This is a genomic window from Chloroherpetonaceae bacterium, from assembly GCA_025056565.1.
GTDB lineage: Bacteria > Bacteroidota > Chlorobiia > Chlorobiales > Thermochlorobacteraceae > Thermochlorobacter.
In genome coordinates this window covers 114,231-117,615 of the sequence record JANWWA010000010.1, presented here as the reverse complement: position 1 = coordinate 117,615, position 3,385 = coordinate 114,231, and the positions used below count along the sequence as shown (strand labels likewise).

The following is a 3,385-nucleotide window of genomic DNA, read 5'->3' as shown; positions in this document are numbered from 1 at the left end:
GACCCGTTTCTCGGTTCAGGCACGACGGCAGTGGTGGCAAAGAAACTCGGTCGCCGCTTCATTGGAATTGAAATCGACCCAACCTACTGCTGTCTTGCGGCAAAGCGGCTCGACATCGCCGAGCGTGACCAATCCATTCAAGGCTATGAAGATGGCGTGTTTTGGGAGCGCAACACACGGCGCAAGCCTACGCTATCCCCTAAATTTCAGCAAGAAAAAATCTCGTTTTAATTTTGCAGTAAATTTTCTTGTTCAACAAACCTTTCGGCACTCACCTGTTTGATGGCTCTTCGCACTGCCACTGGCTCGCCCGATTGGGCAAGTCTTTTTGACGCCTATCGACAACGCATCAATCGCGAACTTGCTAAGCTCTTTCAACATCAACCTGACTCGCTCTACGAACCTGCACGCTATATCCTACAAGGCAAAGGCAAACGCATTCGCCCAATTCTTGCTTTGCTAGGCGCAGAAGCCATTTCTGGAAAAAGCGAGCCTGCTTTGCCTGTTGCGCTGGCTGTAGAGGTGCTGCACAACTTTACACTGATTCACGATGACATTATGGACAAAGCCGAACTTCGACACGGTCGGCTCACTGTCCATAAAAAGTGGGATACTGATACGGCTATTCTCACAGGCGATGTGATGCATGCCGTTGCGTATTCGCTCCTGCTACGTACCAGAAGTGCACACCTTCCCAAAATTCTCCGCATTTTTACAGATGCCGTTGCGGTCATCTGTGAAGGACAAGCTTACGACAAGGAGTTTGAACATCGCTCTGATGTTACGCTGGACGAATACCTAATGATGATTGCCAAAAAGACCGGTCGACTGATTTCTGTCTCGCTGGAGTTAGGCGGACTGGCAGCAAATGCCACGGCGGCGCAAGCCAAAGCCCTGCGTCACTTTGGAGAGCTGATTGGGCAAGCTTTTCAAGTGCAAGATGATTTGTTGGATATTATGGCAGGCGACAAGTCGGGCAAGGTCGAGGGCGGCGATGTGATGGAAGGCAAAAAAACTTTTCTTCTGCTCAAAGCCTTAGAGCTGGCGAAAGGCAAAGATAAAATGCTGTTGCAACACATTATTGCCCACAAAGGCATTGAAAGGGAGCGCGTCTCAGAGGTGAAAGCCGTCTATGAACGCTGCGGTGTGCTCAATGAAGCCCGCAAACTCATTGAAACCGATTTCCAAAAAGCCCTGAAAATCGCTGCCAAGTTGCCCCACCAAGAAGGGCGCGAAAAACTGATGCAGTTTGCCAGATGCGTCATGCACCGCGACTTTTGACCTACAGCACACTCCGATTCGCATCAAACTACAAACTAAACATCTTTCAGATGAGTTTTTCGCTTCGTGCTTCGGTCGGCCTGCGCATCACTGTGGTTGCCATTCTAACGCTCATTTTACTTATTCCGACCGCAATGATTGAGGGACTTATCCGCGAGCGTGAAGACCGCCGCAATAATGCTGTAGCAGAGGTGAGCGAAAAGTGGGGTGGCTTACAAATCATTGCAGGCGCTGTACTGATTGTTCCCTACAAACTGGTTCAGCTCGAGCAGCAAACGGACGACAAAGGCAAAACCCTCACCCGAAAACTTGGTGAAACAGTGCAATACCTCCATCTTTTGCCTCAAACGCTTGAGCTTAGCGCTGACCTTAGACCTGAAATTCGCCACCGTGGCATTTACGACATTCCGCTCTACAGCGCTACGGTCAAGCTCTCTGGCACATTTTCACTCTTGGAACTGCAATCGCTCTCACTTGAGCAGCCTGAACATATCCTCTGGCACGAGGCTACACTGGCTATCGGTATTAGCGACCTGAGAGGCATTCGTGAGGCAATTCCCATCGTGTGGGACGACAAAACGCAGTATGCAAACCCGGGCTTGCTTTCCCGTGAAGTGATTGGCAATATCCCACCCAGTCTCTCCAAGCCACCTATGCGCTCTGTCATTGATGCCGAATACGGCTCTGACTCTCCAAGCACCCTCTCTTCTTCGCTAAGCGGTGGTGTGAGCATTAAGCTGAGCGACCCGACACTGAAAGATTCCTCTAGTGCGCTCCACACATTTTCGGCAACGCTTCATCTCAATGGCAGTGAAGCCTTTATGGTCGTGCCAGTTGGCAAAGAAACCACGGTGAAAATCTCATCGAGCTGGACTAATCCGAGTGCCATCGGCGCATACTTGCCTGAGCAACCGCTTAATGCGACCAGCAGTGGCTTTTCAGGGTCGTGGAAGGTGCTGCATCTCAATCGTAACTATCCGCAAGCGTGGATTGGCAATGCATATCGCATCTACCACTCAGCCTTTGGCGTGCGTTTGCTTTTGCCGATTGATGAATACCAGAAAAATATGCGCACAGTTAAATACGCAATTATGTTCATTGGGCTGACCTTCCTTGCCTTCATTATGACGGAGCTTTTGAACCGCATCGCTATTCACCCTATCCAGTATTTGCTTATCGGGCTGGCACTGGTGATTTTCTATGTGCTTCTACTTTCTTTCTCGGAGCAAATTGGCTTTAACTGGGCATATTTGGTCTCCAGCTTTGCGGTGATTGGTCTCATCACAGGCTATGCAAAGAGTGTTTTGAAAAGTGGAGTGGCAGCGCTTTTCATTGCGGGCGTGCTGGCGATTCTCTATGGCTTTCTCTTTACGATTTTGCAGTTGCAAGATTACGCCTTGCTCTTAGGGAGCTTGCTGCTTTTTGTCACGCTTGCGCTGGTGATGTATCTGACGCGAAAAATTGACTGGTTTACGGCTGGAAAGGAGCTGGACGAGCGCGCAAAGGAAAGCGTTTCCCCTAACCCGCGTAGTGAGTGAGCTGAGTTTGAACCGTGCATCCTTCACGTTTTTGAAAAACTCTTTCGTCGTCGGTCTTGAGCACTCAAGAAGCGCTTGAACATGCAAATGCTGGCAGAAGTGAGGACAAGCAAGTCTTTTGCCAATCAGGAGTGAGAACTGTCCATTTGCCATCTCTTACAGCCCGTAGTGTGCTTTGCTTTCTTTGCTTCAACTTTTACCTGTGCCAGTCCCCTGCGGAAACTTCTTGTGCCAATTTACTGTATCTTCCGCTCAACGCAACCATCGCTCTAATGCAACACGCAGATTTTTCCGCTGCCAAAGTCATCGGTGTGGCACTTGCTTTGATGGCGGCGCTTTGGTTCGGAGGCGCTGTCTATGTTTGGCGCAAACAGCAGACGCTCTCGCAAATTGCTTGGCAAGAAACCACAGGCAAAATCACGCGCTCCGAGTTCATTGACGACAGCGAAGGTGGAACCACGAAAATCGAATATGAATACGAAGTTCAGGGCAAGCGATACGCCTCGTCCCGCGTCGTATTAGATTATTCGCCTTACAATTCCGCTCAACTTGCAAAGAAGTATCCA

4 protein-coding genes are annotated in these 3,385 nt (G+C 49.8%); all 4 read left to right on the top strand.

Features of this window, described 5'->3' with window-relative positions; translation table 11 throughout:
• Positions 1-231: site-specific DNA-methyltransferase (locus tag NZM05_09030; GenBank protein ID MCS7013753.1), on the top strand; the 231-nt coding region annotated here is incomplete at its 5' end.
• A gap of 51 nt (positions 232-282) precedes the next feature.
• The gene (locus NZM05_09025) at positions 283-1,281 is read left to right on the top strand and encodes a polyprenyl synthetase family protein (protein ID MCS7013752.1); all 999 of its coding nucleotides are present in this window, start codon (positions 283-285) and stop codon (positions 1,279-1,281) included.
• The gene (creD, locus tag NZM05_09020; protein ID MCS7013751.1) at positions 1,257-2,819 is read left to right on the top strand and encodes a cell envelope integrity protein CreD; all 1,563 of its coding nucleotides are present in this window, start codon (positions 1,257-1,259) and stop codon (positions 2,817-2,819) included. The genes NZM05_09025 and creD overlap by 25 nt, the downstream gene beginning before the upstream one ends.
• A 272-nt stretch (positions 2,820-3,091) precedes the next feature.
• Positions 3,092-3,385, top strand: a 294-nt coding sequence (locus NZM05_09015) for a DUF3592 domain-containing protein (GenBank protein MCS7013750.1), incomplete at its 3' end; no start/stop codon positions are given.